The organism is Pseudomonas sp. RIT409 (assembly GCF_003052515.2).
Classification (GTDB): Bacteria; Pseudomonadota; Gammaproteobacteria; order Pseudomonadales; family Pseudomonadaceae; genus Aquipseudomonas.
In genome coordinates this window covers 22,610-48,131 of record NZ_QARE02000001.1, presented here as the reverse complement: position 1 = coordinate 48,131, position 25,522 = coordinate 22,610, and the positions used below count along the sequence as shown (strand labels likewise).

Annotated in this window: 23 protein-coding genes and 1 pseudogene; 12 read left to right on the top strand and 12 right to left on the bottom strand. The window is 59.9% G+C overall.

The features are described from left to right. Window positions 1-81: 81 nt before the first annotated feature. The 6 genes from DBP26_RS00180 to minC all read right to left on the bottom strand — a co-directional run bounded on the left by DBP26_RS00180 (window position 82) and on the right by minC (window position 6,677). Window positions 82-2,253 (bottom strand): mechanosensitive ion channel domain-containing protein, encoded by a 2,172-nt coding sequence (locus DBP26_RS00180; RefSeq protein ID WP_108236024.1) that lies wholly within the window; start codon window positions 2,251-2,253, stop codon window positions 82-84. A gap of 84 nt (window positions 2,254-2,337) precedes the next feature. Further along, complete coding sequence (locus DBP26_RS00175) at window positions 2,338-3,627, bottom strand: M18 family aminopeptidase (RefSeq protein ID WP_108235598.1); 1,290 nt, start codon at window positions 3,625-3,627, stop codon at window positions 2,338-2,340. A 285-nt stretch (window positions 3,628-3,912) separates the two neighbouring features. Further along, on the bottom strand, window positions 3,913-4,548 hold the full coding sequence (locus DBP26_RS00170; protein ID WP_108235597.1) for a pseudouridine synthase: 636 nt from the start codon (window positions 4,546-4,548) through the stop codon (window positions 3,913-3,915). A gap of 115 nt (window positions 4,549-4,663) precedes the next feature. Beyond that, a complete protein-coding gene (minE, locus tag DBP26_RS00165) occupies window positions 4,664-4,918 on the bottom strand; it encodes a cell division topological specificity factor MinE (protein ID WP_108235596.1) in 255 nt (84 codons plus the stop codon). Beyond that, window positions 4,918-5,730, bottom strand: coding sequence for a septum site-determining protein MinD (gene minD, locus DBP26_RS00160; protein WP_108235595.1), 813 nt, complete (start codon window positions 5,728-5,730; stop codon window positions 4,918-4,920). The genes minE and minD overlap by 1 nt, the downstream gene beginning before the upstream one ends. A 200-nt stretch (window positions 5,731-5,930) precedes the next feature. Further along, entirely contained in the window at window positions 5,931-6,677 is a 747-nt protein-coding gene (gene minC, locus DBP26_RS00155; RefSeq protein ID WP_108235594.1) for a septum site-determining protein MinC, read from the bottom strand. 156 nt (window positions 6,678-6,833) lie between these two features. On the opposite strand from minC, the gene DBP26_RS00150 reads away from it, so the two are divergent. Together DBP26_RS00150 and DBP26_RS00145 are read left to right on the top strand one after the other, a co-directional pair. Next, the gene (locus DBP26_RS00150; protein ID WP_108235593.1) at window positions 6,834-7,766 is read left to right on the top strand and encodes a lipid A biosynthesis lauroyl acyltransferase; all 933 of its coding nucleotides are present in this window, start codon (window positions 6,834-6,836) and stop codon (window positions 7,764-7,766) included. Window positions 7,767-7,784: 18 nt separating this feature from the next. After that, entirely contained in the window at window positions 7,785-9,017 is a 1,233-nt protein-coding gene (locus DBP26_RS00145; protein WP_108235592.1) for a patatin-like phospholipase family protein, read from the top strand. Between the two features lie 164 nt (window positions 9,018-9,181). On the opposite strand, the gene DBP26_RS00140 is transcribed toward DBP26_RS00145, so the two are convergent. The 3 genes from DBP26_RS00140 to DBP26_RS00130 form a co-directional block, all read right to left on the bottom strand. Continuing rightward, the gene (locus DBP26_RS00140; protein WP_108235591.1) at window positions 9,182-10,036 is read right to left on the bottom strand and encodes a pirin family protein; all 855 of its coding nucleotides are present in this window, start codon (window positions 10,034-10,036) and stop codon (window positions 9,182-9,184) included. 148 nt (window positions 10,037-10,184) lie between these two features. Then, the gene (locus tag DBP26_RS00135) at window positions 10,185-10,988 is read right to left on the bottom strand and encodes a VacJ family lipoprotein (RefSeq protein ID WP_108235590.1); all 804 of its coding nucleotides are present in this window, start codon (window positions 10,986-10,988) and stop codon (window positions 10,185-10,187) included. Next, window positions 10,981-12,279, bottom strand: a complete 1,299-nt coding sequence (locus tag DBP26_RS00130; protein WP_108235589.1) for a serine/threonine protein kinase — start codon at window positions 12,277-12,279, stop codon at window positions 10,981-10,983. Before DBP26_RS00130 ends, DBP26_RS00135 begins: the two co-directional genes overlap by 8 nt. A 1,238-nt stretch (window positions 12,280-13,517) precedes the next feature. Here DBP26_RS00130 and DBP26_RS00125 point away from each other — a divergent pair. The 9 genes and pseudogenes from DBP26_RS00125 (at window position 13,518) to DBP26_RS00085 (ending at window position 23,451) form a co-directional block, all read left to right on the top strand. After that, on the top strand, window positions 13,518-14,375 hold the full coding sequence (locus DBP26_RS00125) for a glycine betaine ABC transporter substrate-binding protein (RefSeq protein ID WP_108235588.1): 858 nt from the start codon (window positions 13,518-13,520) through the stop codon (window positions 14,373-14,375). A 291-nt stretch (window positions 14,376-14,666) separates the two neighbouring features. Continuing rightward, window positions 14,667-15,329 (top strand): hypothetical protein, encoded by a 663-nt coding sequence (locus DBP26_RS00120; RefSeq protein ID WP_108235587.1) that lies wholly within the window; start codon window positions 14,667-14,669, stop codon window positions 15,327-15,329. A gap of 89 nt (window positions 15,330-15,418) precedes the next feature. Beyond that, window positions 15,419-15,756 (top strand): annotated as a pseudogene (locus DBP26_RS00115) (glycine betaine ABC transporter substrate-binding protein); the annotation flags it as partial. Between the two features lie 290 nt (window positions 15,757-16,046). Further along, window positions 16,047-16,358 (top strand): DUF485 domain-containing protein, encoded by a 312-nt coding sequence (locus tag DBP26_RS00110; RefSeq protein WP_108235586.1) that lies wholly within the window; start codon window positions 16,047-16,049, stop codon window positions 16,356-16,358. After that, window positions 16,355-18,013, top strand: coding sequence for a cation acetate symporter (locus tag DBP26_RS00105; protein ID WP_108235585.1), 1,659 nt, complete (start codon window positions 16,355-16,357; stop codon window positions 18,011-18,013). Before DBP26_RS00110 ends, DBP26_RS00105 begins: the two co-directional genes overlap by 4 nt. 230 nt (window positions 18,014-18,243) lie before the next feature. After that, the gene (locus DBP26_RS00100) at window positions 18,244-20,016 is read left to right on the top strand and encodes an N-acetylglutaminylglutamine amidotransferase (protein ID WP_108235584.1); all 1,773 of its coding nucleotides are present in this window, start codon (window positions 18,244-18,246) and stop codon (window positions 20,014-20,016) included. A gap of 3 nt (window positions 20,017-20,019) precedes the next feature. After that, the gene (gene ngg, locus DBP26_RS00095) at window positions 20,020-21,768 is read left to right on the top strand and encodes an N-acetylglutaminylglutamine synthetase (RefSeq protein ID WP_108235583.1); all 1,749 of its coding nucleotides are present in this window, start codon (window positions 20,020-20,022) and stop codon (window positions 21,766-21,768) included. Window positions 21,769-21,880: 112 nt separating this feature from the next. Next, on the top strand, window positions 21,881-23,065 hold the full coding sequence (locus tag DBP26_RS00090; RefSeq protein ID WP_108235582.1) for an osmoprotectant NAGGN system M42 family peptidase: 1,185 nt from the start codon (window positions 21,881-21,883) through the stop codon (window positions 23,063-23,065). Window positions 23,066-23,220: 155 nt separating this feature from the next. Further along, window positions 23,221-23,451: a YheU family protein gene (locus DBP26_RS00085; RefSeq protein ID WP_108235581.1), complete on the top strand. Its 231-nt coding sequence runs from the start codon at window positions 23,221-23,223 to the stop codon at window positions 23,449-23,451. 27 nt (window positions 23,452-23,478) lie between these two features. Here the strand turns inward: DBP26_RS00085 and csrA are convergent, their stop codons facing one another. The 3 genes from csrA to DBP26_RS00070 all read right to left on the bottom strand — a co-directional run bounded on the left by csrA (window position 23,479) and on the right by DBP26_RS00070 (window position 25,043). Then, window positions 23,479-23,676, bottom strand: coding sequence for a carbon storage regulator CsrA (gene csrA, locus DBP26_RS00080; protein ID WP_108235580.1), 198 nt, complete (start codon window positions 23,674-23,676; stop codon window positions 23,479-23,481). A 162-nt stretch (window positions 23,677-23,838) separates the two neighbouring features. Then, entirely contained in the window at window positions 23,839-24,171 is a 333-nt protein-coding gene (locus tag DBP26_RS00075) for a YnfA family protein (RefSeq protein WP_108235579.1), read from the bottom strand. A gap of 59 nt (window positions 24,172-24,230) precedes the next feature. Continuing rightward, window positions 24,231-25,043, bottom strand: a complete 813-nt coding sequence (locus DBP26_RS00070; RefSeq protein ID WP_108235578.1) for an SDR family oxidoreductase — start codon at window positions 25,041-25,043, stop codon at window positions 24,231-24,233. Window positions 25,044-25,297: 254 nt separating this feature from the next. Here DBP26_RS00070 and DBP26_RS00065 point away from each other — a divergent pair, with 254 nt between their 5' ends. Beyond that, a complete protein-coding gene (locus DBP26_RS00065) occupies window positions 25,298-25,456 on the top strand; it encodes a DUF3309 family protein (RefSeq protein WP_092410703.1) in 159 nt (52 codons plus the stop codon). The last annotated feature ends 66 nt before the right edge of the window (window positions 25,457-25,522 follow it).

The window sequence follows — 25,522 nt, the reverse complement described above, 5'->3', positions numbered from 1 at the left end:
AGGAGCGCGCTTGTCTCTGGGCCGCATTCGGACGATCTGCTTCCGCCCAGAGACAAGCGCGCTCCTACATCAATCAACAGATTAATCTTCCTTCTTCCCTCGCACCGCGCTCACGCCAGCACCGCTGGTGCTGACCTGCACGTTGAGGCGCGGCGTGGCCAGGTCCATGCCGGCTTCGTCCAGGTAGCGTTTGAGCGCGAGGTTGAACGCTCGCGACACCTCCCACTGTTTGATCGGCGCCGTCTTGAAACGGGCACGCAGGATCGCGTTACCCGAATCGAAACTTTCGACGCCCTGAATTTCCAGCGGTGACCAGATGTTGCGCCGCTGAAGCGGGTCAGCGCGCATTTTCTGACCCACGTCGCGGACCATTTTCAGGGCGTCGTCGATGTTCATGTTCGAGGGGATGGCGATGCGGAAAATGGCATAGCCGAATTCCCGCGAGTAGTTCTGGATGCTCTTGATTTCGCTGAACGGAATAGTGTGAACGATGCCGTCGATGTCCCGTAGCCGCACGGTGCGGATCGTCAGACCCTCGACCGTGCCCAGGTGTCCACCCACGTCAACGTAGTCATCGATGGCCAGCGAGTCCTCGATGATGATGAACAGCCCGGTGATCAGGTCGGCCACCAGCGATTGCGCACCGAAGCCGATGGCCAGGCCGATCACACCGGCACCGGCCAGCAGCGGCGTGACATTCATGCCCATGTTCGCCAGCGCGACGATCACCGCGATAATGAAAATGGTCACGAACAAAATGTTGCGGATCAGCGGCATCATGGTTTGCGCACGCGCGTTCGCCAGGCCTTTGCGCGAACGGGTCAGCGCGTGGTGGATCGCCGTGTCGGCCAGAATCCAGACCAGCCAGGCGAACATCAGTGTGGTCGCCAGGCCGACGACCCGTACGCTGATGTCATGGCCATCGCCTTCGGAAAAGCGGATCAGCGACAAACCCCAGACCCGCAGGCCCAGTTCGATGAATACCAACCACACCAACAGGTGCACGACCGTGTAGAAAAAGCCCTTCAATCGTTCCGAATACAGCGCATGGCGCTTGTGGCCGTGAGCGGGTTTCTGCGCGCGTCGCCGCACCAGGCCGTTGATCACCATGCACAGCACCAGCAGCACCGTGCAGATCAACGATTGGCGCAAGGCGGTGCTGGTATCGCCCGCCGAGAAGAACGTGGCGAACAGCGAAACCCCAACCAGCACCAGCGCGGGTACGAACCAGAAGCTACCGACGATTTCGATGGTGTCGCTGAGCGCACGGCGCTTGAGGCGCCGGGCCAGTGGCTGGTTGCGAATCAAATGGGCGATCGGACGGCGGAAGCGAATGATGAAAAGGCCGGTGGACACTGCGGCCATGACATTGGCCATCGTGGCCGTGGTATGCGCCAGATGCACCCCAAGGCTGGCGATCAGCCGAGGATCGCTCAATGCTTCACCGAATGCCGCAAAGCTGCCGATCCACCATAGTGGGCGGAACGCCTGATGACGCAGAATGTGCAGCGCCTGGTGCCGATGGGGGCCGTCGAGCAGCGAAAATGCGATGACGCAAATGGCCGAGAACAGCGTCCCCACCACCAGCGCGTAAGCCAATACCATCGCCAGATCGCGCCCCAGTGAAGGCGGTAGCGAATAGCTCAGGTACACCGTGATGACCAGGGCAATCAACCAGGGGCCGAGCTTGCGCAAGGCAAACCGCAACATGTCGATGGGGCGCGGGTGTTGCGGAAGCTCCTCGGACAACCCGAAGCGCACGCGGACTCGGTGGCTGAGCCAGATCAAGGCCGCCGCCAGCAGGCTCCAGAGGGCGATCACCACGGCAAAGCCGAAGATGATCGGCCACCACTGGTTGGCGGGCAGCATCAGTGCCATCAGTTCCTGTTCCGCGAGCGTCACCTCCTCCCCCCAGCGACTGAGCGGGCTGTCTTCACCGGTGAACTGCTTCTCGAAGGTCGACAGGCTGCTGCCGATCAGGCCCAGCACCCCCTGCTCGGCAGCGGGCTGGGCTTTTTTCGTGGCATCACGCAGCTTCTTCAGGTCGGCCAGCAACTGCGCGCGCTGTTGATCGTTCTCCAGTGACGCGATGACTTCGTCCAGCGATTGGGCCAACGGTTCCTGTGCCTTAGGTTGAGCTTTGTCGCCGCCACCCAGCAGGCCGGGCAGACCGGCTGCCTGCAGCGGCCCCAGTGGGAGCAGCAACAGGCAGATCACTAACACACGCAAGACGGAGCGGGAAAAGGCAGTCACCGGGTCATCAACCTCGAAGCGGGCAGCGCCATTGGGGTGGGAGAAGGGCGTCCAGGCCACGCTATCCGCCTGCGCCGGCGCCGCTTATGGCAGTTCGGCGCTGGCGTAGAACGCGGTCAGTACTTTCACCAGGTGCGCCAGATCCTGACTGCCAGCCAGTTCACGGATCGAGTGCATGGCGAAGGTCGGCAGGCCGATGTCAACGGTGCGCACGCCCAAATGGCCAGCGGTGATCGGGCCGATGGTCGAGCCGCAAGCCATGTCGCTGCGCACCACGAAACTTTGCACCGGCACCTCTTCGGCCATGCACAGATGGCGGAAAAACCCGGCGGTTTCGCTGTTGGTGGCGTAACGCTGATTGCTATTGACCTTGATCACCGGGCCGGCGTTGAGCTTGGGTCCGTGATTGCCATCGTGTTTGTCCGCGTAGTTCGGGTGCACGCCGTGGGCGTTGTCTGCCGAGATCAGCAAGGACTTCTGGATCGCCCGCACGTAGTCGTCGCCGTCCGGCAACACGCGTTGCAGTATTTGTTCGAGCATCGGGCCGTCGGCACCGCAGGCGGAGGTCGAACCGACTTCTTCGTGGTCGGTACACACCAGCACGCAGGTTTCCTCACCGTCGGCATTGAGCAACGCTTGCAGGCCCGCGAAGCACGACAGCAGGTTGTCCAGCCGCGCGCCGGCGATGAAGTCGCCATTGAGGCCGATGACCGCTGCGCTCTGGGTGTCGTAGAAGCTCAGCTCGTAGTCGAGCACCACGTCGGCGTTCAGGCCATGCTCGCGTGCCAGTTGATCGGTCAGCAGGGCACGGAAGTCGGGCCGCTCATCGCCGGCGATCTGCGCCACGATGGGTGGAAGCTCGTTCTGCGGGTTGATCGGCCAGCCCTCGTTGGCGCTGCGATTGAGGTGAATGGCCAGGTTGGGAATGATCGCGATGGGCAGCTTGAAGTCGATCAGTTGGCTTTCGACCTTGCCGTCGCGGCGAAAGGTGACGCGGCCTGCCAGAGAGAGGTCCCGGTCGAACCATGGAGCGAGCAGGGCGCCGCCATAGACTTCGACGCCCAGTTGCCAGAAACCCTGCCGTTGCAATTCAGGCTGTGGCTTGACGCGCAGGCAGGGGCTGTCAGTGTGAGCGCCGACCAGGCGGATGCCGTCGATCAAAGGTGACAGCCGGCCCATTTTGAAGGCGACGATCGAGGAGTCGTTACGGGTGACGTAATAGCGGCCCCCGGCTTCGACATGCCAAGGCTCGCGCTCGTCCAGACGGTGGAACCCCGCGCCTTCCAGACGTTGCACCAAAGTGGCAGTGGCATGAAACGGGGTGGGAGAGGCCTTGAGAAAATCGATCAGGCCTTGGTTCAACTCTTCGCGCATAAGTTACTCCAGACAGCAATGGCAGGAGTTTACAGGCGTATGCGGGTGGGGGCGAGTGGGGAGGGCTTGGCTTGAGGCCGCTACATGGATGCCCTTCGGGCCTGTCGCGGGCAAGCGCGCTCCTACATTGGCTCAAACGTGCCATGGCCTGACAGAACGCGCGGGTAGCCAGGCTTTCAGGCAAACAACTCGGTCCATCAGAATGCGGCACGTTGCATCAAATGTAGGAGCGCGCTTGCCCGCGACAGCCCCGAAGGGCATCAACGTTGCGATCTCAAGCGAACCTCAAAACGGCGCCGGACACTCAAACCGCATCCGCTCTTTGGTCACCGGATGGGTGAAGGTCAGCATGCTGGCATGCAGGCACAGCCTCGGGTACGCGGCCAGCGCTTGCGGATGCGCATACAGCCCGTCGCCCAACAAGGGGTGACCGATAGAGAGCATGTGCACTCGCAATTGATGGGAGCGCCCGGTGATGGGCGTCAGCTCCACGCGGCAATGGGTGTCATGACGCTCCAGGACTTTCCAGAAAGTCAGCGCGTGCTTGCCGTGTTCGTGATCGACCACATGCCGAGGTTTGGTGGGCGGGTCGTAGCGTAGGGGCAGGTCGATGCTGCCGCTGTCCAGTGCCGGTTGTCCCCATGCCAGCGCGGTGTAGGCCTTTTCGGTTTCTCGATCATGAAATTGCCGAGACAGCTCGCGATGAGTGTCCGGGTCGCGGGCCAGCAGAATGATCCCGGACGTTTCCCAGTCCAGCCGGTGAACGATCAGCGCCTCAGGGTAGCCGTTTTCCTGCAGGCGGGTGATCAGGCAATCCTTGTTGTCGTCAGCGCGACCGGGGACGGAGAGCAGAAAGGTAGGTTTGTTCACCACCAGCACGGCGTCGTCCTGATGGAGGATGTGAACGTTGGACAGCGGCATTGAACCAGCCTCATGGCAAAAAACAGGCGTACAGCAAACGCCAACGGCGGCTCGGTCACTCCTCCCGGTCAAGGGATGCGAGCGCCCGAGCCGCCGTGGCGGCAGCCTTTTCGAATCAACGATCCGGCAGGGTGATATTGAGTTCCAGGATCGAGTAGCTGCCCTCGTTGTCGAGCGCAACCTGGACCTTGTCGTCGTCGATCTTGACGTATTTGCGAATCACCTCGACCAACTCCTTCTGCAGAGCGGGCAGGTAGTCCGGGGTACTGCGTTGGCCGCGTTCGTGCGCCACGATGATCTGTAGACGCTCTTTCGCAACCGACGCGGTACTGGGCTTTTTGTTGGCACGAAAGAAGTCAAAAATGTTCATTAGTTACCCCCGAACAGGCGTTCGAAAAATCCTTTTTTCTGTACGTCCAGGAAGCGGTGCTCGCGATCTTTGCCCAGCAGACGGTCTACGGTGTCGCTGTAGGCCTGGCCGGCATCGCTCTGCTCATCGAGGATGACAGGCACGCCCTGGTTGGAGGCCTTGAGAACGGCCTGGGATTCCGGAATGACGCCCAGCAGGGTCACGGCCAGAATTTCCTTGACGTCATCAACGCCGAGCATTTCGCCCTTGCTCACGCGCTCCGGATGGTAGCGGGTGATCAGCAGGTGTTCCTTGATCGGATCTTCGCCGTTTTCCGCACGACGGGATTTGCTGGCCAGCAGGCCCAGCATGCGGTCCGAGTCACGTACCGAAGACACTTCCGGGTTGGTCACGACGATGGCCTCGTCAGCGAAGTACATCGCCAAGTGCGCACCTTTTTCGATACCGGCGGGGGAATCGCAGACGATGTACTCGAACGATTCCTTGAGTTCCATCAGCACTTTTTCCACGCCTTCCTGGGTCAGCGCGTCCTTGTCACGGGTCTGGCTGGCGGCGAGGACATAAAGGCCTTCGATCTTCTTGTCTTTGATCAGGGCCTGCTGAAGATTGGCTTCGCCGTTGACCACGTTGACGAAGTCGTACACCACGCGACGCTCGCAACCCATGATCAGGTCCAGGTTACGCAGACCGACGTCGAAGTCGACGATAACTGTTTTGTGGCCGCGCAGCGCGAGACCGGTACCGATAGCGGCGCTGGTGGTGGTCTTGCCCACACCACCCTTGCCGGATGTAACCACGAGAATCTTGGCCAAGGTGTATCACCCCTAGAGGAAAAGGACGTTGAGTCCCTGAAGCGCCCCGCCGGATGCCGAGATAGACACGCTAAGATGGAAACGTTCAGCCGGTTAAGGCCTACATGTTGGAGAAAAGCCGCAGTTTCTCCGGATTTTCCACATCCTTTGCATCGATTTCACGACGAATCAGCGTTGCTTTGAAAATGGCGCAGTATCCGTTAAAGACGGGTGATGTTCAACACGTCGCCGGACAGACTGACCTGTACCCCGGCCCCCCACAGTGGATCCCTGCGCAGGTCTTCGGAAACCTTGTATTGCCCGGCGATGGAGATGAGTTCCGCCATCATCTGCTGGCAGAAAATGCGGGCTTTGGTATCCCCCTTGATGCCTGCCAGCGCCCGACCCCGCATGGGGCCGTAAACATGGATGTTGCCATCGGCGAGAAGTTCCGCACCGGGGCTGACCGAGGAAATCACCACCAGGTCTGAGCCTTGCGCGTAGATTTGCTGCCCACCACGCACCGGCGCGGTGATGATCTTGGTCGGCTTGATCACGGGCTCGGGAGGCTTTTGCACCACTTCGGGCTTTTTCCTGACCTCGCCTTCCGTCGGATCGAGCGGGCGCTCCCGAGCTCCGGAGGGCGGCAGGACGGGGAGGTCGATGGCGATGGCGGCGGCGATGTCCTCGATGCGATTGGCGCGGATGGCCAGGGTGCGCAGGCCGTGATGGCGGCAAACCCGCATCATGGCGGGCAGGTCGATCGCGCCTTCATTGGGCGGCAGCTTGTCGAGCGCCAGCACCAGCGGGGTGTTGCTGAAGAAGTTCGGTGCCTGGGCGACTTTGGCCGCCAACTGACGATCCAGCGCTTCGAGGTTGTTGCGCGCCAGTTCCAGCACGGTGATGGCCAGCATGCTGCCCTTCAGCTGAAACACGGGATCCTTGTCTTGCAAATCGATTTGGCTCATGTCGGCATACAGCGGCTTGTCGCTAAAAGTGCCGAGACTTATAACGAGATCGCCGGTCAGCCGCAAGGGAGTGGCACCGCGCTGGCCACCGACAGGGCGTCACGATTGTGCTCGAACCCATGTAGAATGCCCGCCTTTGCCCTGATGGAAGCTGTAATGGATCGCCCGCGTTTTCGAGCCCTTTTTCTTCATCCCCGCTTCTGGCCACTGTGGCTGGGCCTGGGCGTGCTCTGGCTGGTGGTGCAATTGCCGTTTCGCGCGCTCGTGGCCATCGGCCGCGCGCTCGGCTGGGTGATGTACTTCTTCGCAACCGACCGCCGCACCATCGCCGCTCGCAATCTGGAGCTGTGCTTCCCGCAGTATTCGAAAGCCGAACGCAAGCGCCTGCTCAAGGAAAACTTCGCGTCCACCGGCATCGCCTTTTTTGAAATGGCCATGAGTTGGTGGTGGAGCCCGCAGCGCTTGGCAAAACTGGCCCACATCGAAGGTCTGGAACACCTCAAGCGCCCGCACGAACAAGGGCAAGGGGTGATTCTGATGGCCTTGCACTTCACCACTCTGGAAATCGGTGCCGCGCTGCTCGGCCAGCAACACACCATCGACGGCATGTACCGGGAGCACAAGAACCCGGTGTTCGACTTCGTTCAGCGGCGTGGGCGCGAGCGGCACAACCTGGATTCGATCGCCGTCGAGCGCGAAGATGTGCGCGGCATGATCAAACAACTGCGCAAGGGGCGTGCGATCTGGTATGCACCGGATCAGGACTACGGCGTCAAGCAGAGTCTCTTCGTGCCACTGTTCGGCATTCAAGCGGCCACGGTGCCTGCCACCAGCAAGTTCGCGACCCTCGGGCGCGCCCTGGTGGTGCCGTTCACTCAGGAACGGCTGGCCGATGGCAGCGGCTACAAAGTGGTGATTCACCCACCGTTTGCCGACTTCCCGGGCGAAAGCGACGAAGCGGACTGCGTGCGGGTCAATCAGTGGGTCGAGCAAGCGGTCACCGCCTGTCCCGAGCAATACCTATGGGCGCATCGCCGGTTCAAGAGCCGACCGCCGGGCGAGCCCAAGCTCTACACCAAGCGTGGTTGATACCGAGAACCGGGTGTTATGACGACAAGCGCAACAGAACAACAAGCAGCCAACAGCGCTTCCACTGGTCTGTCCGGGGTCGAGTCGGTGACCGGCCTGATTCTGTCGGGGGGAGGCGCCCGGGCAGCCTATCAGGTGGGCGTGCTCGCCGGCATCGCCGATCTGCTGCCGGTCGGGGCCAAGAACCCGTTTCCTGTGATCGTCGGCACCTCGGCTGGCGCGATCAATGCCGTCAAACTGGCCAGCGGTGCAACCCACTTCCGCACGGCCATCCATGAGCTCACCGATTTCTGGCAAAGCTTTCGTAGCCACCAGGTGCTGCGCAGTGACTGGGCCGGGGTGATTCGTCAGGCCGCTCGATTCTTCATTCGAAGCCTGCTCGGCGTAGGCCGCGAGCAAGTGCCGGTGGCGTTGCTCAACAGCGCGCCCTTGAAAGAATTGCTCACCAAGCGGCTGAACCTCGAAGGCATTGAAGAAGCCATCGAGGCGCGGCATTTACGCGCCGTTGCGATCACCGCCTTCGGTTATGAGTCCGGGCAGGCAGTCACCTTCTACCAAGGCAAAGGCAGCATCGCCTCATGGCTGCGCCATCGCCGGATAGGTTTGCCCACGCGGCTGACGGTCGATCATCTGCTGGCCAGTTCGGCGATTCCGCTGCTGTTCGCACCGGTCAAGCTGGATGACGAGTATTTCGGCGATGGCGCTGTGCGGCAGTCGGCCCCCATCAGCCCGGCGCTGCACTTGGGGGCTAATCGTGTGCTGGTGGTGGGGGTGAGCGGCAACCCGCGCGGGCCCGGTGCTCATCTGGCGGCGAAGCGTCCGGTCAGCGGTACCCAGCCGAGCCTGGCACAGATCGGCGGGCACATGCTCAACAGCACCTTCATCGACAGCCTGGAAAGTGATATCGAGTTGCTGGAGCGGCTCAACCTGCTCAGCGCCATGATGCCGGTGGCCGCCCGGCCTTCTTCGCCGGTGTCGGAGTCGTCCACGATGCAGTCGCTGTCGCCGGTTGAGGTACTCGTGATTTCCCCGAGCCAGCCGCTGGACGAAATCGCCGCCCGCCACCGCCGCGAACTGCCTCCTGCGCTGCGCACCTTCCTGCGTGGCCCGGGCGCGACCAAGAGCAGCGGGGCAGGGGTGCTGAGTTACCTGTTGTTCGAGTCGGGTTATTGCAGCGAATTGATCGAACTGGGCCGTCGCGATGCGATGGCCCAGAAGGACGAATTGCTGCGGTTTTTGCGACTGGCTTGATGGCTTGATGCCTGACGCCTTGATGCCTGATGCCTGATGCCTGGTACCTGACGCCTGATGGGTAGGAGCGCGCTTGCCCGCGATGGCGGTGTGTCAGTCAGTACATTTTCACCAGATACACCGCCATCGCGGGCAAGCGCGCTCCTACAGGCGTCAATCCTGCTTTACGCAGTCAGCTTGTCATCGCGAAAATCCCGCAATGCCTGCTCGATCTCTTCGCGCGTGTTCATCACGAAAGGGCCGTATTGCACGATGGGCTCGCCAATCGGTTTGCCTGCAATCAACAGCACCTTCGCGCCGCTCGATGAGCTCAACTGCAGCTCGCCGTGCTCCGACAGCCGGGCCAAGCGGCTCTTGCCGAGGTTCTGCGATTGCCCGGCAATCTCGATTTCCCCTTCATACACGTACAGCAAAACTCGGTGGCCTTCAGGAACGATTGGACGAATCGCTTTGCCGGCCGGGAGGTGAAAGTCGAAATAGTGCGGTTCTGTATCCGGGCGTTGAACGGCGCCAGCCTGCTGCACCTCCCCGTCGTTGAACGTTCCGGCGATCACGACGACCTCTACGCCTTGCGCAGTGGTGATTCGTGGAATGCGCTCCGGTTGAATATCGTCGTAACCGGCCTTGCCCATCTTGGATTTGCCCGGCAGGTTCAGCCACAGCTGAAAGCCGCGCATCATGCCTTCTTCCTGCTCGGGCATTTCGCTGTGGATCACGCCACGGGCTGCGGTCATCCACTGCACACCTCCGCCCTGCAGCAGACCCACGTTACCCATGTGGTCTTCGTGGCGCATCCGCCCTTCGAGCATGTACGTCACGGTTTCGAAACCCCGGTGCGGATGGGGCGGAAAACCGGCGATGTAATCATCGGCTTTGTCGGAGCCGAATTCATCGAGCATCAGGAAGGGGTCGAACGCTTCGACGCCGGGGCCGCCAAATACACGAGTCAGCTTGACGCCTGCGCCGTCCGAAGCCGGCTGGCCGCTCTGCATGGACAGCACTTTGCGATATTGAGTCATGAGGCTCACTCCAGAATGGGGTAGGAATGGCGCTTATGGTATGCCGGTCGAGGCGATGAATGGTTGACGATTTTGCGGGGAATGTATCGAATAGCTGAATGAGTTCGCTTCAGCGACACGGCCTGTCGACCGCGTCGCTGACAGGAGGTCACTCGGAAATCTGCAGTTTCCGCGCTTCGGTGTACACGTACCGGACTTTCTCATACTCGAAGGGCGAATCCATCTGCCCATACCGGAAGCTGGTGGTGTAGCGCTTGTCGATGGCGCGTAGCAGATAGATCTCCGGGTGGTCTTCGCTGACCTGCGAAACGTTCAGGAAGTTGATCTGCGATTCGGCGGTAAAATCGAACACCAGTCCGCCGGTATCACGGAAGTTGGAGGGCCCAAGGATCGGCAGGACGAAGTACGGACCGGCCGGCACCCCGTAGAAGCCAAGCGTCTGGCCGAAATCCTCGTTCTGCTTGGGCAAGCCCATCTTGGTCGCCGGGTCCCAGAGCCCAGCGATACCCAACGTGGTGTTGATCAGCAATCGGCCGGTGGTTTCCATCGAACGTTTGCCTTTGAACTGAAGCAGGCTGTTCAGCAGGTTAGGGATGTCGCCCAGATTGCTGAAGAAATTGCTGACGCCGGTGCGGACGAAGCTGGGGGTGATGTACTTGTAGCCATTGACCACGGGCAGGAACACCCATTCGTCGAAGCGGTAGTTGAAGTGGTAGACCCTGCGGTTCCACGATTCCAGCGGGTCGTAGACGGTGAGGGCATTGAGCGTCGAACGCTCGAATTCCTGCTGGTCCAGCCCCGGGTTGAATTTCAGCGATTTGAGCGGCTCGGTGAAACCGTCGGGGGTTTCGACCCGCTTGACCGGCGCTGCCTGGGAAACGATCGGCGCGTCGGCCGCATGTACGGCGCCGGCACAGAGCAGGGCGGCGATGAGCAATAGACGTTTAGCCACGGAAAAACTCCAGCATGGCGTCGCTGTTGACGCGATAGTTCATGTTGCCGCAATGACCGCCGTAAGGATAAACGGTCAGGCGATCGCCGAAAGTCTTGCGCAGGAATCCGAGGTCGCCCGGGCCGAGGATCACGTCGTCGGCGTTGTGCATCACGGCGATTTTCTTGCTGGTGCTCAGGTAGTCCTTCAGCGCATAGAGGCTGACTTGATCGACCAGTTGCAGCAGGCTTCCCCCATCGGTGCGGGCGCGCCACATCGGGATGACCTGTTCGGTGACGTAGCAGTCGAAATCACATTGCAGCGCGCGCTTGAGGAACGGCGTCAGGCTGGTGCCTTCGCTGATGGGCGTCTTGGGCGGAGTGATCAGCCCTCGACGGTTGATCAGGTCGGAGGTGAACGCGATATCGGCGGCAGAGAAGCGGAACGAGGTGCCGATCAGCATTGCCATCTGCTCATTGGACAGGTGTTGCTTGGACTGTTGGAAGTCATAGAGCAACGCATCGTTGAGGTCGATGTAGCCTTTTTCGCGGAAGTAGCGCGTCAGCTTCTGTAGCACCAGCTCATAAAAGGTGGTGCTGTTGGTGACGCCCTTGACCTCGGTCTGCACCAGTTTGTCCAGATTGGTGATTGAGGTGTATAGGTTCACCGGCGGGTTGATCAGCAGCACTTTCTTGAAATTGAAACTGCGGCGGGTCTCGTCCAGTTTGCTGACGAACGCTGCATCGAGTGCGCCCAGGCTGTAACCACTCAAGTAATACTCGGTCACTTGCAGTTTGCTTTGCTGGGCGCGGACCGCCTGCATCACGCGGTAGAGGTCTTCAGCGTCCTCGCTGGTCACGCCGGGTGTAGCGAAGCGGGACGCAGCACTCATGAAGTCGTAGCTGGTCGGCGAGGAAAGCTGCACGACGTTGTACCCAGCTCCGTAATACAGGCGCTTCAGGTATTCATTGAGGGTGCTGTTGTACGGCGCGCCGGTGCCCGCGATCAGGAAGATCAGCGGCGCCGGATGGTCCTGCTTGGCCAGGCGGTAGCGCAATTTCTTCACGGCCCAGAAGTTGTCCGGCAAGGTGAATTCCCGGTCCGGGCGCAACGTCAGGCTGTAATCGTCCTGATCGATGTCCGCGTCTTCGGGCACCTTGGCGCGCAAATCAGGCGGGGTGGTGGCGATGGTCGCTTCGAAAGGGTTGGTCAGAGGGAAGCCATAGCTGGACGGATCGACGTCGACCGCCATCACGGACGCACTCAAGAGCAGGCCGCCAGAGAGGGCGGCGAGGCGTAGAAAACGAAGCATGACTAAGTCCCTTGGGAAAGAAGTGCTGTTGAAATACGCAGGCTATGACAGGAGGGCAATGATAAAAGTGCCGTAATGGCAATCTGCATTTACACCCGGCCGTTCCCCCTGCAAATCCTAGGCGACAATACACGTTCTGGCACGGTTGGCGTGTCAGGTTGTGCTTTAAATGTGCGCGACGTCGTGGGGCGAGTCTGGTATGGCGAGGGCGTGCTGGGGGAGAGGGCATCAGTGATCGGATGGTGTTCGATGGGATGCCGCGATTGCGCTTGCCTAGGCAGCGTGGCTCATCGAATGACGCACAGCATAAAGGGGAGCCGAAGCTCCCCTTTAAATCGTTGCACGTGCTCTTTTCTTATTGTTTTAGGGCGATCTGTTGTTGTTCTTGGCAACCGTCCCTTCACCGCGTGTTCAGTGATCCCCATCCGGGATTCAAGAGCGAACGTATTTTTTTGAGCGCTGATCTGCCTCGATCTCCCGCTTTACGCAAGTGATCCAACCCGTTCTGGCCGCTGCCTGGTGGCAGTTTTATCGTTCTCGGTCGGGTTGCGAGGCCAAAGCCTCTGTAAAGCCTATCTACTCCAAAAAAATCAGTTGGCTGCGTCTCTGTACCGTTGTTCTTGTTATGTCAGAGCCGTTTCATCTTATTTTTATTGGTTTTTCACATTTTGTTCTTGTTATGCGACAGAGATAGCAGGACCTGTGCCACTTTTTAAAAACCAATAAAAAACAACGGGTTGTAAATATCTGGGTCAACGGGCAGGTCAAACAGATGCCTATTCTGTTTCCGTGTTACCCGTATTCTGATTTGGAATGCCATCGTCGGTAACACAATGTGTTTCCGACCCGAGTGCCGACCGAGGCGCAACGGCGGGGCAATTTGAGGGGGGAGGTGATGGGCGTTGCAAAAGCGGGCTGGGGCGGCAATTGCGCGCCTCAAGAGAGTGGCTTTTGTCAGGCATGCAATTTTCGGACGGACTGCGGCCTCTTTTGCGACCTGTGTGTCGTTGATGGCTTAGTGATGTCGTTTCCCGCTGTCTGAGTGTCGCAGAGAGGAAAGGGGCGAGGTTGGTGGGGGTTGATGATCGCTTCGTCAACGCAGCCAACGCTGCTGCGCAGGCATGTGGTTGAGGCGTGAAAGTCGGGGGCTGCGCCAAATGTGAGCGCAACGCCCGGTCTTATAAGAACGTTAACGAAGCCCGACCGCCGTCGGGTTCTGGACTACCGGGGAAGTGACGATGAAGATGCGAAATATCCTGGGCGTAGGTGCCGCGCTGGCGCTTGCCATCAGTTCCACGCTGGCCCTTGCCGCCGACAAGCCCGAGCTGAGCATCGGTTATGTGGACGGCTGGTCTGACAGCGTAGCGACCACCAACGTGGCCGCCGAAGTGATCCAGCAAAAGCTGGGCTACCCTGTGAAACTCCAGGCCGTGGCGGCCGGGATCATGTGGCAAGGCGTGGCCACCGGTAAGCTGGACATGATGCTGTCTGCCTGGTTGCCTGTGACCCATGGCGAATACTGGGCCAAGAACAAGGACAAGGTCACCGACTACGGTCCGAACTTCAAGGACGCGAAAATCGGCCTGATCGTGCCGGACTACGTCAAAGCCAACTCCGTGGCCGATTTGAAGACCGATGATTCCTTCAAGAAGAAGATCGTCGGCATCGACGCCGGTTCAGGCGTGATGATCAAAACCGATCAGGCCATCAAGGATTACGGCCTGGACGGCTACAAACTTCAGGCGAGTTCCGGCGCCGGCATGATTGCCGAACTGACCCGCGCTGAAAACAAGAAAGAATCCATTGCCGTCACCGGTTGGGTGCCGCACTGGATGTTCGCCAAGTGGAAACTGAAGTTCCTGGAGGACCCGAAAGGCGTGTACGGCGCGGCTGAAACCGTCGACAGCGTTGGCAGCCTGGAGCTGGCAAAAAAAGCGCCGGACGTGGCTGAATTCCTGAAGAAATTCCAGTGGAAAGACAAGGATGAAATCGGCGAAGTCATGCTCGCCATCCAGGAGGGTGCGAAGCCTGAGCAAGCGGCCAAGGATTGGGTTGCCAAACACCCTGATCGTGTCAAGGAGTGGACCGGCAAGTAAGTTGCCACGCGACTCGTTTTCATAACCCGAACCGCCCGGTGAGTGATTGCCGGGCGGTTTTTTTATGTGAGGGCCTTGGCAGCAGGTGTTTGAAAAAGCAATTGAGTGCGCATGTTTTTAGATTTTTTCGACGTAACATTGATAGCGGTTCTTTCTAGCGGAATCGTAACTGTCTGTTTTCAATGGTTTTCAGGGGTAGGTGTTTTTTTACGCCTCATCAGGGTTTTTGCCGCTTGAATGTTTGTGTATTAGTGTTTAGTGCATCGATCAACAATCAAGAGGCTCGTCATCATGGACGATTTTCAAGTAAGCGCAGTCAATGCGCCGTCGAATCATTACGTGGATATTTATGATCAAGGCGTCAAGATAAACGATCAGCCCGTACCCGTTGTAGATGGGGTTTGGCGTTTTGCACACACTTACTCAGGTGGTCGTCATGTCTTGACAGCCAAAGCGGCGAATGCCGTATCTGCGGAATATGTGTTTGATGTAATGGACGAGGTGCATGAGGATTTTTCGGGCGTTTATCGTGAAGTTCTCATTGGTCAAGAATATATAATGCTGGAGGAGCTGAAGCATTTTTGGTTGAAGGATACACGTGAGACGGGTTACTTTGGTGTGATTTTTTCTCCAGCGTATTCGCATACAGGTCTTTCCATATATGGCCCGCAAGGCGGAGAAGTTAAATTCTGTAATGGCTGGAAGAGAGTCGAGATGCGATTCATCATGAGCTCGACTAGTCCTGTACTTCCAATCGATTCTGGGATAGTTACTTTTTATGATCTGGACAGGCGTATATTAGGGACCCGTCAGACGGGAATACTTGGCATTGGTGAGGAGGAGTCGTTGGAATATATGGCCCCAGAAGGCAGTGTTATTGGCTACGCCATTTTGGGTTGTGGAGGATCAGGTGAAAGTCAGGTGACTGTCAACGATATGAGGATGTCTAGATAGACTTTCGACAGGTGCAAAGCTGTTAATGATTGGGCGTTAGCGCGGCCTAAGTCGTTCGGCAAAAAAACTGGTGCGCCGCGTGAAACCTAGCCGAGGCTTCAGGGATCAACCGGCAGAGCGCTGCCACCAGTAAGTTGTACATGATGCTGTCCGCCTGGCTGCCCGTTACCCAAGGTGGAACCGGACCAAGAACAAGCACAAGGCCACCGATCACTGTCCGAACTTCAGGGACGCGAACACCGGCCTGATCGTGCCGGACGACGTCAAAGCGAGCTCCGTGGCCGATCTGAAGACCGATGCTTCCTTCAGTAAGAAAATCGTCGGCATCGACCCCGGTTCCGGCGTGATGATCAAGGCCGTTCAGGCCATCAAGGTTTACGGCCTGGACGGCTACAAACTCCAGGCGAGTTCCGGCGCCGGCATGATTGTGGGGGGCTGGCTGACTTTGCTGTAGGAGCGCGCTTGCCCGCGATTGCGGTCTGTCCCCATACATAGTCGCTGACTGACACCACGCCACCGCGGGCAAGCGCGCTCCAACGGGAATGTGTGCTCAGTGACGGTTACGCCAAACATGCCTCTACTTTTTTCTCACCCTTGAAACACCTCACCTCGATTGCATCAACTAATGTCGATCTAATACTAAGGTCGTCTGGAGTGCGTCCCAGAGCCGACTACAGTGATGACGTGACATCCATCTGTGCTGCGAGGACAAAAACAATGAACGACAGCATCTACGTCTCGATTCAGAACAGCCCCCGTTTCAAGGAGCTGGTCTCGAAGAGGGAACGATTCGCCTGGATTCTCTCGGCGATCATGCTTGGGCTCTATGCCGCTTTCATCCTATTGATTGCGTATGGACCGCAAATTCTTGGCTCCAAACTCAGTGCCACTTCATCCATTACCTGGGGAATGCCAATCGGGGTCGGTCTGATTCTTTCTGCGTTCGTGTTGACCGCCATCTACGTGCGCCGTGCAAACGGCGAATTCGATGAGCTGAACAATGCGATCCTGAAGGAGGCACAACAATGATCCGGCGCCTGTTTGCAGCTTTAGGCCTGGCGGCCTTTGCACCGACGCTCTGGGCCGCGGATGCCTTGACCGGGGCCGTGCAGAAACAACCGCTCAACGTTGCCGCGATCGTCATGTTCGTGATCTTCGTCGGTGCCACGCTCTGCGTCACTTACTGGGCGGCCAAGAAAAACAAATCGGCAGCGGACTACTACGCTGCAGGTGGCAAGATCACCGGTTTCCAGAACGGTCTGGCCATCGCCGGTGACTACATGTCGGCAGCGTCCTTCCTGGGTATCTCGGCCCTGGTATACGCCTCCGGCTACGACGGTCTGATCTATTCGATCGGCTTTCTGGTCGGTTGGCCGATCATCCTGTTTCTGATCGCTGAACGTCTGCGCAACCTGGGCAAGTACACCTTCGCTGACGTGGCCTCCTACCGCCTGAAGCAGAAGGAGATCCGCACCTTGTCGGCGTGCGGCTCGCTGGTGGTCGTGGCCTTCTACCTGATTGCGCAGATGGTGGGCGCGGGCAAGCTGATCCAGCTGTTGTTCGGTCTGGATTACAACGTTGCCGTGGTATTGGTCGGCATTCTGATGGCCCTGTATGTGCTGTTCGGCGGCATGCTGGCCACCACGTGGGTGCAGATCATCAAGGCCGTGCTGCTGCTGTCCGGTGCCTCGTTCATGGCGCTGATGGTCATGAAGCATGTCAACTTCGACTTCAACATGCTGTTCTCGGAAGCCGTGAAGGTTCACCCCAAAGGTGAGGCGATCATGAGCCCTGGCGGCCTGGTGAAGGACCCGATCTCCGCGTTCTCGCTGGGGCTGGCGCTGATGTTCGGTACCGCAGGTCTGCCCCACATCCTCATGCGCTTCTTCACCGTGAGCGACGCCAAGGAAGCCCGTAAGTCCGTGCTATATGCGACCGGCTTCATTGGCTACTTCTACATCCTGACGTTCATCATCGGTTTCGGCGCGATCCTGCTGGTCAGCACCAACCCGGCGTTCAAGGACGCAGCAGGCGCGTTGATCGGCGGCAACAACATGGCGGCGGTGCACCTGGCCGATGCTGTGGGTGGCTCGCTGTTCCTGGGCTTCATCTCAGCGGTGGCTTTCGCCACGATCCTGGCGGTGGTTGCCGGTCTGACCCTGGCCGGTGCCTCGGCCGTGTCTCACGACCTGTACGCCAGCGTGATCAAGGCGGGCAAGGCCAACGAGAAAGATGAGATCCGCGTGTCGAAGATCACCACTGTCGCCCTGGCGATTGTCGCCATCGTGCTGGGCATCGCCTTCGAGAGCCAAAACATCGCGTTCATGGTCGGGCTGGCATTCTCCATTGCGGCGAGCTGCAACTTCCCCGTGCTGTTGCTCTCGATGTACTGGAAAAACCTGACCACTCGTGGCGCCATGATCGGCGGCTGGATGGGGCTGCTCAGCGCGGTGATTCTGATGATTCTCGGGCCAACCATCTGGGTGCAGATCCTGCACCACGAGAAGGCGATCTTCCCGTACGAGTACCCGGCGTTCTTCTCGATCATCATCGCGTTCATCGGCATCTGGTTCTTCTCGGTGACCGATAAGTCCAAGGCTGCCGAGGGTGAGCGTCAACTGTTCTACCCGCAGTTCGTGCGTTCGCAGACGGGCCTGGGTGCCAGCGGCGCGGTTTCGCACTGATCGGCTGCAGCGCTTCGTAGTCACCTCAAACGCCTCGATTTCGGTCGGGGCGTTTTCGTTTTCTCCGCCCGATCAGGCGTGCGATCGCCTTGTTGTATGGCGTCATTCAATAACGGCAAACGCGACTTTTTATAACCGATCGTTCTAAAACTCTCACCCAGCCCACCGGTCAGTCTTTGGGTAGCCGGACTTCCCCGGCCACATCCCCAACGGAAAACCGGTAAGGACTTATGTGCGGATTAGCTGGAGAGTTACGTTTCGACAACCAACCTGCGGACCTCGCCGCAGTAGAACGCATCACCCACCATCTGGCCCCTCGCGGCCCGGATGCCTGGGGGTTTCACAGCCAGGGGCCGATTGCCCTTGGCCATCGCCGCCTGAAGATCATGGACCTGTCCGACGGCTCGGCGCAGCCGATGATCGACAGCCATCTGGGCCTGTCGCTGGCCTTCAACGGCGCTGTTTATAACTTCCCGGAATTGCGCGCCGAGCTGGAAAACCTCGGCTATCAATTCCACTCCGGCGGCGACACCGAGGTGTTGCTCAAGGGCTACCACGCCTGGGGCGCGGACCTGCTGCCCAAGCTCAACGGTATGTTCGCCTTCGCTATTTGGGAGCGCGACAAGCGCAGCCTGTTCATCGCTCGAGACCGCCTGGGCGTCAAGCCGCTTTACCTCTCCCGCACCGATAAACGCCTGCGGTTCGCCTCGGCTTTGCCTGCATTGCTCAAAGGCGGTGACATCAGCCCGATGCTCGATCCGGTGGCGCTGAACCATTACCTGAACTTTCACGCTGTGGTGCCCGCACCGCGCACCTTGCTGGCCGGGGTCGAAAAAATTCCTCCGGCAACCTGGATGCGCGTGAGCGCCGACGGCGAGGTCGAGCAGAAGGTCTGGTGGACGCTGCCTTATGGACCACACGCCGACGAGCAGCACCTGACCCTGGAAGACTGGCGCGACCGCGTGCTCGACAGCACCCGTGAAGCGGTTGCTATCCGCCAGCGGGCTGCGGTGGATGTGGGCGTATTGCTCTCGGGCGGTGTCGATTCGAGCATGTTGGTCGGTCTGCTGCGGGAGGTCGGGGTCAAGGACCTGTCCACCTTCTCCATTGGCTTTCAGGATGCCGGCGGCGAGCGCGGCGACGAATTCCAGTATTCCGACCTGATCGCCAAGCACTACGGCACCCGCCATCACCAGCTACGCATCAAGGAAAGCGAAATCATCGAGCAGTTGCCCGCTGCGTTTCGAGCCATGAGCGAGCCGATGGTCAGCCACGACTGCATCGCGTTTTATCTGCTGTCCCGCGAGGTGGCCAAGCACTGCAAGGTCGTGCAGAGCGGCCAGGGTGCCGACGAGCTGTTCGCGGGCTATCACTGGTATCCGCAGGTGGATGGCGCCAGCGATCCTTTCACGGCGTATCGCGACGCATTCTTCGATCGCAGCTATGACGAGTACGCGCAGACCGTGGCGCCCAAGTGGCTGACGGCCAATGACGCTGCAGGTGACTTTGTCCGCGAGCACTTCGCGATGCCGGGCGCCGAAGCCGGGGTCGACAAGGCGTTGCGTCTGGACAGCACGGTGATGCTGGTCGACGACCCGGTCAAACGCGTGGACAACATGACCATGGCCTGGGGCCTCGAAGCGCGCACGCCGTTTCTCGACTACCGCCTGGTCGAACTGTCGGCGCGGATCCCGGCGCGCTTCAAGCTCCCCGACGGCGGCAAGCAGGTGCTCAAGGAAGCGGCTCGTCTGGTGATTCCTTCTGAAGTCATCGACCGTAAGAAAGGCTATTTCCCTGTGCCGGGTCTCAAGCACCTGGAGGGTGACACCTTGCAATGGGTGCGCGAGCTGCTGGTGGACCCCAGCCAGGATCGCGGCCTGTTCAACCCGTCGATGCTCGACAAACTCCTGACCAACCCCGACGGTCAACTCACCCCACTGCGCGGCTCGAAGCTGTGGCAGCTCGCGGCCTTGAACCTGTGGCTCAGCGAACAAGGACTGTGACCGATGAAAGCCAATGCTTCGATTTACAACCAGCGCCTATTGCGTGGACAGGCGCCGTCCTATGAGCGGTTGCAGGCGCGTTTCGCCGAAGACGGCAGTACGCCGGACGACGCCCCATTGGCGCTTCACTGCGGCTGGGGACGCTTGCTGATCGGGCACACCTATCCGGATCCCGCCGCGCTGGCTGAAGAGCTGCTGAATGAAAAGCCCGGCGAGCGGGACATCGCACTGTACGTCGCGGCGCCTCAGCAAGTGCTGGCGCAGGCGCCGCAGCAGTTGTTTCTCGATCCATCGGACACGCTTCGCCTGTGGTTCAGCGACTATCGTCCGGCGCAGCGGGTATTTCGTGGGTTTCGCATCCGCCGCGCGCAAAACCAAAGCGATTGGGAGGCGATCAATAACCTCTATATCGCCCGGGGCATGCTGCCCATCGATCCGCAGCTGTTGACGCCGCGCCATCAGGGCGGCCCGGTGTACTGGATCGCCGAAGACGAAAGCAGCAATGCGGTGATCGGCAGCGTCATGGGCCTCAACCATCACAAAGCCTTCAATGACCCGGAAAACGGCAGCAGCCTGTGGTGCCTTGCAGTGGACCCGCAGTGCACACGCCCAGGGGTAGGGGAGGCGCTGGTGCGCCACCTTATCGAGCATTTCCAAAGCCGTGGCCTGGGTTATCTCGACCTCTCTGTGCTGCACGACAATCAGCAGGCGAAGAACCTCTACGCCAAGCTGGGCTTCCGCAACCTGCCCACGTTTGCCATCAAGCGCAAAAACGGCATCAACGAGAAACTGTTTCTGGGGCCGGGACCGCAGGCGGATTTCAATCCTTACGCGCGAATCATCGTCGAAGAAGCTCACCGTCGCGGCATTGAAGTCCAGGTCGACGACGCGGAAGCGGGGCTATTCACATTGATTCACGGCGGCCGTCGCATTCGCTGCCGCGAGTCTTTGAGCGACCTGACCTCCGCGGTCAGCATGACGCTGTGCCAGGACAAGCGGCTGACCCACAAGGCCTTGACCGCTGCAGGCTTGCGGCTGCCGGTGCAGCAGTTGGCCGGCAATGGCGACGACAACCTCGCGTTTCTCGATGAGCACGAACGCGTCGTGGTCAAACCCGTGGATGGCGAGCAGGGCCAGGGTGTGGCGGTCGACCTGCGCACCATCGAGGATGTGCAGGCGGCGGTCGAGCGGGCGCGCCAGTTCGATTCGCGGGTCCTTTTGGAGAGTTTCCACCCAGGGCTGGACCTGCGCATCGTGGTCATCGGCTTCGAAGTGGTGGCAGCGGCCATTCGCCGTCCGGCGGAAATCCGCGGCGATGGGCGCCACACCGTGGGCCAGTTGATCGAAGCCCAGAGCCGTCGGCGGGCCGCTGCCACCGATGGCGAAAGCAAGATTCCCATGGATGAAGAGACCCGCCGCACCGTTGAGGACGCGGGCTTCACCTTCGACAGCGTACTGCCCTCGGGGCAAAGCCTAGCCGTTCGCCGTACGGCCAATCTGCACACGGGGGGCTGCCTCGAAGACGTCACTGCTGTGTTGCACCCAGTGCTTAAGGACGCTGCGATCCGTGCCGCCCGTGCCCTCGATATTCCGGTGGTCGGCCTGGACCTGATGGTTCCGGCCGCCGACCAGCCGGAGTACGTGTTCATCGAAGCCAACGAGCGCTGCGGCCTGGCCAACCACGAGCCGCAACCGACGGCAGAGCGTTTCGTCGATCTGCTGTTTCCCCATAGCCTGCCCGTCCACGGGTAAACGCAGCTCCACCGTTCAAGCCTTGCGGGGCGAGTCCAGGCAAACCTGATTCGCGTTGGATTCGTTCCCGCGTCACGCTTGAGGCCTATAGCTGCTTTGACAGGAGCCTTCCATGACCACTGCAAACATCCCTGAACCGGATCTGAATTACCTGCAGAAAGTCCTGCTGGAGATGCTCGCGATTCCGAGCCCCACGGGCTTCACCGACACCATCGTGCGCTACGTTGCCGAGCGCCTGGAAGAATTGGGCATTCCCTTCGAGCTCACCCGGCGCGGCACGATTCGGGCCACGCTGAAGGGCAAACAGAACAGCCCCGACCGCGCGGTCTCGGCTCACCTGGACACCATCGGTGCCAGCGTGCGTGAAGTGAAAGACAATGGGCGTCTTGGCCTGACGGCAGTAGGCTGCTGGTCCAGCCGCTTCGCTGAGGGTAGCCGGGTCAGCGTGTTCACCGACAGCGGGGTGATTCGTGGCAGCGTGCTGCCCTTGATGGCCTCAGGGCACGCCTTCAATACGGCGGTGGATACCCTGCCCATCAGCTGGGATCACATTGAATTACGCCTCGACGCCTACTGCACCACGCGAGCGGACTGCGAGTCGCTGGGGGTCAACATCGGTGACTTCGTGGCTTTCGATCCCCTGCCGGAATTCACCGAGAGCGGGCACATCAGCGCCCGCCATCTGGACGACAAGGCGGGCGTTGCGGCGCTGCTGGCGGCCCTCAAGGCCATCGTCGACAGCGGCACCGAACCCCTGATCGATTGCCACCCGCTGTTCACCATTACCGAGGAAATCGGCAGCGGCGCCGCGGGCAGCCTGCCTTGGGACGTCAGCGAATTCGTCGGCATCGACATCGCGCCGGTCGCCCCAGGGCAACATTCCAGCGAACATGCCGTCAGCGTGGCGATGCAGGACTCCGGCGGCCCCTACGACTACCATCTGTCTCGGCATCTCCTGCGCCTTGGGCAGGAGCAGGATCTGCCCGTGCGCCGCGATCTGTTTCGCTACTACTACAGTGATGCCCATTCGGCGATCACTGCTGGCTACGATACTCGCACCGCGTTGCTGGCCTTTGGTTGCGACGCCACCCATGGCTACGAGCGTACGCACATCGACAGCTTGAAGGCGCTGAGCCGACTGCTCGCCAGCTACATGCTCAGTCCTCCGGTGTTTGCCAGCGACGCCAAACCGGCCAATGCCTCGCTGGACAACTTCAGCCACCAACTGGAACACGACGCGCAGATGGAGACAGATACGCGGGTCCCGGCGGTGGATACCTTGGTGGGGCAACGGTAGGTTGCTGGGCTTCAGCCCAGGCGACCCTGACTGGGAGGGCCGCCTGGGCGGGAATCGTTCAATGACCAAAGTGGGAAAAGTTGGCCTTGGATGTGGCTCCTCTCTTCACACCACGCTAGCATCCCACGTCTGCCCATAGGACGACCGCTCCCACCATGCTGATTCCCCACGACCAACTCGAAGCTGACACGCTGACTCGCCTGATCGAAGACTTCGTGACGCGCGATGGCACTGATAACGGCGACGAAACGCCATTGGAAACCCGTGTCTTGCGAGTCCGGCACGCGTTGAACAAGGGGCAAGCGGTGATTTTTTTCGATCTGGACAGCCAGCAGTGTCAGCTCATGCTCAAGCACGACGTGCCCAAAGAGTATTTCGACGACTGACCAGGGCCTGTTGGGCAAGAGGGCGCATCAAGTGCTCGTCGACTCTTGCGCCCGCTGGCGCAGATACGCCTTGATGCGCCGGTACACTTCGCTGCGATGGACCTTCACAGAGAGGGGCGCGGTGATCCCCAGGCGCACCTGGTTGCCGGTGATGCCCAGAATCCGCACGGTGATGTCATCGCCAATGGAAAACGACTCGCCTATTTCCCTTGTCAATACCAGCATCTTTCCTACTCCCTGGGTGGTAACCGAGAGCGAAGGGTGCCGGTCGGCGGCGCGCGCATCAATGCGCTGGCACAAATTCAGTCGTGTCCTTCATTCGCTGACGAACGTTGCTGACAGACGAATCCTACAACGCTATTCGAGGCACCGAGAATGGCTGGGGTCTCAGTGACCTGACCACTTTGGGCCCAGAAGGATGACGGTTGCGCCGATCACGCAGAGGGCCACGCCGAGCCAATCCGTGGTCAGGGGGCGAGCCCGTTCGATGACCCCGAGCCAGGCAATGGAGGCGACCACGTAGATGCCGCCATAAGCCGCATAGGCGCGTCCCGCATACGCCGCTTCGATGCGCGTCAGCAGCAGCGCGAACAGCGTCAGGCTGACAAGGGCCGGGGCCATCCAGAGCAGGCTTTTGCCTTGCCGCACCACCATCCAGAAGCCGTAGCAGCCGGCGATTTCGAACAGGGCCGCGAGGAAAAACCAGAGATAATTGAGCACGTACGTTCTCTTCAAGGGCAGGCAGACATTTGCGGGCCACCCTATCAGAAACTTCCCCGTCAGTGGCCGGATCGGGCCTTGGCGCGCATCTTTTCCGCCATGCTCGCCATTTCGTCATAGAGGGCTTGGGGGTTGTGCTGTTTGAGTTGCCACGCAAGGCGACCCTGCTCATGGGGCAGGATCATGAATTCACCGGCAGCGACGCGCTCGAAAATGTACCCCGCTATATCGCTGGCGGTAATCGGCGAGCTTTCCAGCAATTTGCCCACTTGGGCCTTCATCGTCGGCGTGGGGCCGCGGAAGGAATCCAGCAGGTTGGTCTGGAAAAACGACGGGCACACCACATGCACACCGATTTCCTGCTGGCGTAGTTCCACCAGCAGGCTTTCCGACAATGCGACCACGCCCGCCTTGGCGACGTTGTAGTTGCTCATGGCAGGGCCCTGCATCAACGCGGCCATGGAGGCGATGTTGATGATCTTGCCCTTGCTTTGCTCCAGCAGTGGCAAAAATGCCTTGCACCCTTTGACCACCCCCATCAGGTTGATCGCGATCTGCCAATCCCAGTCTTCCAGCGACAGTTCGCCAAAGAAGCCCCCTGACGCCACGCCTGCATTGTTGACGATGATGTCGATGCCACCGAGTTTGCTCTCACAAGCCTGTGCGAACGCTGTCAATTGGCTGTAGTCACGCACATCGCATCGCTGAATGAAGCCGTCTGCGCCGGCTTCGCGCACCAGGCGCAAGGTTTCCTGGAGGCCGCTGTCATTGACATCGGAAAGCGCCAGCCGCCAACCTTCGCGCGCCCAACGCAACGCGATTTCTCGCCCCAGACCGGAACCTGCGCCAGTGATCATGATGCGATTTTGCATAGCCGTTGCCTTGTCGATTGCGATGAAGTGCACTCAGTGTAATCAGGGCGGTCAGCCGACAAGGCCTTCATCAGCTCGCTGAATATGCGAGGCAAACCGCTGCATCAGGCGGAAGTTCCCGCGCGGCGAGAATTTAAAGTCCGAACCTTTTGATTCGCTCGACAGTCCGATTTTTCAAGCGGCACGGTACGTGAACCCAAGGGCAGGCGACCGCGCTTCTAGCCATAAAATCAATAGTCAAGAAGGAACTCGTCATGGGCATCGGCACAATTCTGATCATCATCCTGATCCTGCTGTTGATCGGCGGCTTGCCCGTCTTCCCGCACTCCCGTAGCTGGGGTTACGGGCCATCGGGCATCATCGGTACGATCCTGGTCATTCTGTTGATTCTGGTCTTGCTCGGCAGGATATGACCGTTCGCTGTCACCCGAAAAACCGCGCCTGGCGCGGTTTTTCTTTTTTCATCCCCAAACGCCTAC

Bases quoted from the DNA above. Each gene is read 5' to 3' on its own strand.
- DBP26_RS00070 (WP_108235578.1), bottom strand. From the start codon at position 25,043: ATGCAAAATCGCATCATGATCACTGGCGCAGGTTCCGGTCTGGGGCGA.
- DBP26_RS00110 (WP_108235586.1), top strand. From the start codon at position 16,047: ATGAACGACAGCATCTACGTCTCGATTCAGAACAGCCCCCGTTTCAAG.
- DBP26_RS00105 (WP_108235585.1), top strand. From the start codon at position 16,355: ATGATCCGGCGCCTGTTTGCAGCTTTAGGCCTGGCGGCCTTTGCACCG.
- ngg (WP_108235583.1), top strand. From the start codon at position 20,020: ATGAAAGCCAATGCTTCGATTTACAACCAGCGCCTATTGCGTGGACAG.
- DBP26_RS00150 (WP_108235593.1), top strand. From the start codon at position 6,834: ATGGATCGCCCGCGTTTTCGAGCCCTTTTTCTTCATCCCCGCTTCTGG.
- DBP26_RS00120 (WP_108235587.1), top strand. From the start codon at position 14,667: ATGGACGATTTTCAAGTAAGCGCAGTCAATGCGCCGTCGAATCATTAC.
- DBP26_RS00130 (WP_108235589.1), bottom strand. From the start codon at position 12,279: ATGCTTCGTTTTCTACGCCTCGCCGCCCTCTCTGGCGGCCTGCTCTTG.
- DBP26_RS00170 (WP_108235597.1), bottom strand. From the start codon at position 4,548: ATGCCGCTGTCCAACGTTCACATCCTCCATCAGGACGACGCCGTGCTG.
- minC (WP_108235594.1), bottom strand. From the start codon at position 6,677: ATGAGCCAAATCGATTTGCAAGACAAGGATCCCGTGTTTCAGCTGAAG.
- DBP26_RS00090 (WP_108235582.1), top strand. From the start codon at position 21,881: ATGACCACTGCAAACATCCCTGAACCGGATCTGAATTACCTGCAGAAA.
- DBP26_RS00175 (WP_108235598.1), bottom strand. From the start codon at position 3,627: ATGCGCGAAGAGTTGAACCAAGGCCTGATCGATTTTCTCAAGGCCTCT.
- minE (WP_108235596.1), bottom strand. From the start codon at position 4,918: ATGAACATTTTTGACTTCTTTCGTGCCAACAAAAAGCCCAGTACCGCG.
- DBP26_RS00125 (WP_108235588.1), top strand. From the start codon at position 13,518: ATGAAGATGCGAAATATCCTGGGCGTAGGTGCCGCGCTGGCGCTTGCC.
- DBP26_RS00065 (WP_092410703.1), top strand. From the start codon at position 25,298: ATGGGCATCGGCACAATTCTGATCATCATCCTGATCCTGCTGTTGATC.
- DBP26_RS00145 (WP_108235592.1), top strand. From the start codon at position 7,785: ATGACGACAAGCGCAACAGAACAACAAGCAGCCAACAGCGCTTCCACT.
- csrA (WP_108235580.1), bottom strand. From the start codon at position 23,676: ATGCTGGTATTGACAAGGGAAATAGGCGAGTCGTTTTCCATTGGCGAT.
- DBP26_RS00100 (WP_108235584.1), top strand. From the start codon at position 18,244: ATGTGCGGATTAGCTGGAGAGTTACGTTTCGACAACCAACCTGCGGAC.
- DBP26_RS00085 (WP_108235581.1), top strand. From the start codon at position 23,221: ATGCTGATTCCCCACGACCAACTCGAAGCTGACACGCTGACTCGCCTG.
- DBP26_RS00140 (WP_108235591.1), bottom strand. From the start codon at position 10,036: ATGACTCAATATCGCAAAGTGCTGTCCATGCAGAGCGGCCAGCCGGCT.